Source organism: Streptococcus sp. CF7_Ac1-12, from assembly GCF_024295905.1.
GTDB classification, from domain to species: Bacteria; Bacillota; Bacilli; order Lactobacillales; family Streptococcaceae; genus Streptococcus; species Streptococcus mitis_AP.
The window spans coordinates 69,055-75,265 of sequence record NZ_JANCPG010000010.1 but is presented as its reverse complement, the minus strand read 5'-3'; the positions used below and the strand labels follow the sequence as shown (position 1 = coordinate 75,265).

At 41.1% G+C, this 6,211-nt stretch carries 4 protein-coding genes; all 4 read left to right on the top strand.

Annotation, left to right across the window (positions count from 1 at the left end; genetic code table 11):
* Positions 1-126: 126 nt before the first annotated feature.
* The 4 genes from NMM17_RS06455 to metK all read left to right on the top strand — a co-directional run bounded on the left by NMM17_RS06455 (position 127) and on the right by metK (position 6,211).
* Positions 127-2,307 carry a PTS transporter subunit IIBC gene (locus NMM17_RS06455; protein WP_000974069.1) on the top strand — a complete coding sequence of 727 codons (2,181 nt, stop codon included), beginning with the start codon at positions 127-129 and terminating at the stop codon, positions 2,305-2,307.
* Positions 2,308-2,358: 51 nt separating this feature from the next.
* Positions 2,359-3,174, top strand: a complete 816-nt coding sequence (locus tag NMM17_RS06450) for an endonuclease/exonuclease/phosphatase family protein (protein WP_000670849.1) — start codon at positions 2,359-2,361, stop codon at positions 3,172-3,174.
* Positions 3,175-3,314: 140 nt separating this feature from the next.
* Positions 3,315-4,658: a DEAD/DEAH box helicase gene (locus NMM17_RS06445; RefSeq protein WP_254754067.1), complete on the top strand. Its 1,344-nt coding sequence runs from the start codon at positions 3,315-3,317 to the stop codon at positions 4,656-4,658.
* Between the two features lie 362 nt (positions 4,659-5,020).
* On the top strand, positions 5,021-6,211 hold the full coding sequence (metK, locus tag NMM17_RS06440; RefSeq protein WP_000003943.1) for a methionine adenosyltransferase: 1,191 nt from the start codon (positions 5,021-5,023) through the stop codon (positions 6,209-6,211).

Genomic DNA, 6,211 nt, shown 5'->3' with positions numbered 1-6,211 from the left:
TTAGAAAAAAGTCTACTTTTTTTTATAAAAGCCTTTACAAAAAAAATTAAAGTGGTATAATTGAATTATAGAAAGTGCAAACGTTTTCGTAAAACGTTTGCCTAAATAAAAATAAAGGAGATTTGAATGATGAAAGATACATTCAAAAATGTCTTGTCTTTCGAATTTTGGCAAAAATTCGGTAAGGCTTTGATGGTGGTTATCGCCGTTATGCCGGCTGCTGGTTTGATGATTTCAATCGGTAAGTCTATCGTGATGATTAACCCAACCTTTGCACCACTTGTAATCACAGGTGGAATTCTTGAGCAAATCGGTTGGGGGGTTATCGGTAACCTTCACATTTTGTTTGCCCTAGCCATTGGAGGTAGCTGGGCTAAAGAACGTGCTGGTGGTGCTTTCGCCGCTGGTCTTGCCTTCATCTTGATTAACCGTATTACTGGTACAATCTTTGGTGTATCAGGTGATATGTTGAAAAATCCAGATGCTATGGTAACTACTCTATTCGGTGGTTCAATCAAAGTTGCTGATTACTTTATCAGTGTTCTTGAAGCTCCAGCCTTGAACATGGGTGTATTCGTAGGGATTATCTCAGGTTTTGTAGGGGCAACTGCTTACAACAAATACTACAATTTCCGTAAACTTCCTGATGCACTTTCATTCTTCAACGGGAAACGTTTCGTACCATTTGTAGTTATTCTTCGTTCAGCAATCGCTGCAATTCTACTTGCTGCATTCTGGCCAGTAGTTCAAACAGGTATCAATAGCTTTGGTATCTGGATTGCTAACTCACAAGAAACTGCTCCAATCCTTGCACCATTCTTGTATGGTACTTTGGAACGTTTGCTCTTGCCATTTGGTCTTCACCACATGTTGACAATCCCAATGAACTATACAGCTCTTGGTGGTACTTATGAGATTTTGACAGGTGCAGCTAAAGGTACTCAAGTATTTGGTCAAGACCCACTATGGCTTGCATGGGTAACAGACCTTGTTAACCTTAAAGGTACAGATGCAAGTCATTACCAACAATTGTTAGATACTGTTCACCCAGCTCGTTTCAAAGTTGGACAAATGATCGGTTCATTCGGTATCTTGATGGGTGTGATTGTAGCTATCTACCGTAATGTTGATGCTGATAAGAAACACAAATACAAAGGTATGATGATTGCGACAGCTCTTGCAACATTCTTGACAGGGGTTACTGAACCAATCGAATACATGTTCATGTTTGTAGCAACACCTATGTATCTTGTTTACTCACTTGTTCAAGGTGCTGCCTTTGCTATGGCTGACGTCGTAAACCTACGTATGCACTCATTCGGTTCAATCGAGTTCTTGACTCGTACACCTATTGCAATCAGTGCTGGTATCGGTATGGATATCATTAACTTCATTTGGGTAACTGTTCTCTTTGCTGTAATCATGTACTTTATCGCAAACTTCATGATTCAAAAATTCAACTACGCAACTCCAGGACGTAACGGAAACTACGAAACTGCTGAAGGTTCAGAAGAAGCTAGCAGCGAAGTGAAAGTTGCAGCTGGTTCTCAAGCTGTAAACATTATCAACCTTCTTGGTGGACGTGCAAACATCGTTGATGTAGACGCATGTATGACTCGTCTTCGTGTAACTGTAAAAGACGCTGACAAAGTCGGTGATGCAGAACAATGGAAAGCAGAAGGAGCTATGGGTCTTGTCATGAAAGGACAAGGAGTTCAAGCTATCTACGGTCCAAAAGCAGACGTATTGAAATCTGATATCCAAGATATCCTTGATTCAGGTGAAGTTATTCCTGAAACTCTTCCAAGTCAAATGACAGAAGCACAACAAAACACAGTTCACTATAAAGGTCTTACTGAGGAAGTATACTCAGTAGCTGATGGTCAAGTTGTTGCTTTGGAACAAGTAAAAGATCCAGTATTTGCTCAAAAAATGATGGGTGACGGATTTGCTGTTGAACCTGCAAATGGAAACATTGTATCTCCAGTTTCAGGTACTGTATCAAGCATCTTCCCAACAAAACATGCTCTTGGTCTTGTGACTGAACCAGGTCTTGAAGTATTGGTTCACATTGGTTTGGACACAGTAAGTCTTGAAGGTAAACCATTTACAGTTCATGTTGCTGAAGGACAAAAAGTTGCAGCAGGTGATCTCCTTGTTACAGCTGACTTGGATGCTATCCGTGCAGCAGGACGTGAAACTTCAACAGTAGTTGTCTTCACAAATGGTGATGCAATTAAATCAGTTAAATTAGAAAAAACAGGTTCTCTTGCAGCTAAAACAGCAGTTGCTAAAGTAGAATTGTAATATACTTGAGGTTGGAAGCTGTATTCCAACCTCTTATTTTGGGAGAAAAGAATGAAATTTTTAACACTCAATACTCACAGTTGGATGGAGAAAGAAGCAGAGGAAAAATTCCAGATTTTGCTTCAGGATATTCTTGAAAAGGACTATGATTTGATTTGTTTCCAAGAAATCAATCAGGAGATCACTTCGCCAGAGGTGGAGGTTAATGACCTTTATCAAGCTTTGCCAGCAGCTGAGCCTATTCACCAAGATCACTATGTTAAACTTTTGGTTGAAAAGTTGTCTGAGCAAGGGAAAAATTACTACTGGACTTGGGCCTATAACCATATCGGTTATGATCGCTACCACGAAGGTGTGGCTATCTTGTCTAAAACACCTATTGAAGCCAGAGAAATTTTAGTTTCAGATGTGGATGATCCAACAGACTATCATACTCGTCGTGTTGCCTTGGCTGAAACTGTAGTTGATGGTAAGGAGCTTGCAGTTGCAAGTGTCCACCTTTCTTGGTGGGATAAAGGTTTCCAAGAAGAATGGACACGATTTGAGGCTGTCTTGAAAGAATTGAACAAGCCGCTTTTGCTAGCTGGAGATTTCAACAATCCGGCTGGACAGGAAGGTTACCAAGCTATTTTAGCTAGTCCATTAGGCTTACAAGACGCATTTGAAGTTGCTCAAGAGAAAAGTGGTAGCTATACTGTTCCACCAGAAATTGATGGCTGGAAGGGGAACACAGAACCCCTTCGAATCGACTATGTTTTTACTACCAAAGAGTTAGAGGTGGAATATTTACATGTCGTATTTGATGGTAACAAGAGTCCACAAGTGAGTGATCACTATGGCTTGAATGCTATTTTAAACTGGAAATAAGGACTGAAAAGAGGTTGGGATTCACAAATTCCAGCCTTTTTCTAACTAGAGAAGCTACTGGAAATAGCCTAAATAAGTGAGATTACTGAAATGGAGTAAAATGTGGTATAATTGATAGGATAGATAGAATCGAGGATATTATGTCATTTACGAAATTTCAATTTAAAAACTATATTAGAGAAGCCTTGGAGGAGCTGAAATTTACAGCTCCAACAGAGGTGCAAGATAAGTTGATTCCTATTGTTTTGGCAGGTCGTGACCTAGTAGGAGAATCAAAAACAGGTTCGGGTAAGACTCACACTTTCCTATTGCCGATTTTCCAGCAATTAGATGAAACCAGCGATAGTGTTCAAGCAGTGATTACGGCACCGAGCCGTGAGTTGGCTACTCAGATTTACCAAGCAGCTCGTCAGATTGCAGCCCACTCAGAAGTGGAAATTCGTGTGGTTAATTATGTGGGGGGGACAGATAAGGCTCGCCAGATTGAGAAATTAGCAAGCAACCAACCTCATATTGTTATCGGTACGCCAGGCCGTATCTATGACTTGGTTAAATCTGCTGATTTAGCTATTCACAAGGCTAAGACCTTTGTGGTCGATGAGGCTGATATGACCTTGGATATGGGATTCTTGGAAACTGTTGATAAGATTGCTGGCAGCCTTCCAAAAGACTTGCAATTCATGGTCTTCTCAGCGACCATTCCACAAAAGTTGCAACCATTCTTGAAAAAATACTTATCAAATCCTGTTATGGAGAAAATCAAGACCAAAACGGTCATTTCTGACACTATTGATAATTGGTTGATTTCTACTAAGGGACGTGACAAGAATGCTCAAATTTACCAGCTGACTCAGTTGATGCAACCTTATTTGGCAATGATTTTTGTTAACACTAAAACACGGGCTGATGAATTGCATGCTTACTTGACTGCGCAAGGTTTGAAGGTGGCAAAGATTCACGGAGATATTGCCCCTCGTGAGCGCAAGCGTATCATGAATCAGGTGAAAAATCTGGATTTTGAGTATATTGTCGCAACGGATTTGGCAGCGCGTGGAATTGATATTGAAGGTGTCAGCCATGTTATTAATGATGCCATTCCGCAAGACTTATCCTTCTTCGTGCACCGTGTTGGTCGTACTGGACGCAACGGCCTACCAGGTACAGCTATTACCCTATATCAGCCAAGTGATGACTCTGATATCCGTGAGTTGGAGAAATTAGGAATCAAGTTTACTCCTAAGATGGTCAAAGACGGGGAATTTCAAGATACTTATGACCGTGATCGTCGTGCCAACCGTGAGAAAAAACAAGATAAGCTTGATATCGAAATGATTGGTTTGGTTAAAAAGAAAAAGAAAAAAGTCAAACCAGGTTATAAGAAGAAGATTCAATGGGCGGTTGATGAAAAACGTCGGAAAAACAAGCGCGCTGAAAATCGCGCTCGCGGTCGTGCAGAGCGTAAAGCAAAACGCCAAACATTTTAATAGCAATTGTTGGAGTGCTGAGCTCCAACTTTTTTTTATTTATGATAACGAACTATCTTAACCAAAACTCTACATTAAAGACTGCAAATTGTACTTAAAAATGGTATAATGATAAAGTTATATAGTCCCGATAAGATGGTAGGCATTTATTACTAAGAGTTTTCCTATCAGTACTTTGCAACTCGCAAAGAATGACGGCTCCATACGGTTGCCGCTATAGTGCGGTCATCCTATGCGCCTTACTAGCTTCAGAAATAAAAAAGTATCGTTTTTATTTCTTTTGCGTCGTAACTCTTATAGAATAAAAATACCTATCAGTACTTTGTAACTCTATAACACTATTTTTAAGGGGGGACATTTTTATGTCAGAACGTAAATTATTCACGTCTGAATCTGTATCTGAGGGGCATCCGGATAAGATTGCAGACCAAATTTCAGATGCGATTTTGGATGCTATTTTAGCCAAGGATCCAGAGGCGCACGTTGCTGCTGAGACAGCTGTATACACTGGTTCCGTCCACGTTTTTGGTGAAATTTCTACAAATGCCTATGTGGATATTAACCGTGTAGTTCGTGATACCATTGCAGAGATTGGCTACACCAATACAGAATATGGTTTTTCTGCGGAGACGGTGGGAGTACACCCATCTTTGGTGGAACAATCTCCTGACATTGCCCAAGGTGTCAACGAAGCCTTGGAGGTTCGTGGGAATGCAGACCAAGATCCGCTGGACTTGATTGGTGCTGGAGACCAAGGACTCATGTTTGGATTTGCGGTAGATGAAACAGAAGAGCTCATGCCATTGCCAATTTCACTCAGCCATAAATTGGTTCGTCGTCTGGCAGAACTTCGTAAGTCTAGTGAAATTAGCTATCTTCGCCCAGATGCCAAGTCACAAGTTACAGTTGAGTATGATGAAAATGACCGTCCAGTACGTGTGGACACAGTCGTGATTTCAACTCAGCACGATCCAGAAGTCAGCAACGAACAAATTCACAATGATATCATTAACAAGGTTATCAAAGAGGTTATTCCAGCTTCTTATTTGGATGAGCAAACAAAATTCTTCATCAATCCTACTGGTCGTTTTGTAATCGGTGGACCTCAAGGGGACTCAGGTTTGACTGGTCGTAAGATTATCGTAGATACTTATGGGGGCTACTCTCGTCATGGTGGTGGTGCCTTCTCTGGTAAAGATGCGACTAAGGTGGACCGTTCAGCCTCTTATGCTGCGCGCTATATTGCCAAGAATATCGTTGCAGCGGGTCTTGCTAAAAAGGCAGAAGTGCAATTGGCATACGCAATCGGTGTTGCGCAACCCGTTTCTGTTCGTATCGATACCTTTGGTACAGGAACAGTAGCTGAAAGCAAGCTTGAAAAAGCAGCGCGTCAAATCTTTGACCTTCGCCCTGCAGGAATTATCCAAATGCTGGACCTCAAGCGTCCAATTTACCGTCAAACAGCAGCTTATGGACACATGGGACGTACAGATATTGATCTTCCATGGGAACGTTTGGACAAGGTAGACGCTTTGAAAGAAGCAGTCAAATAA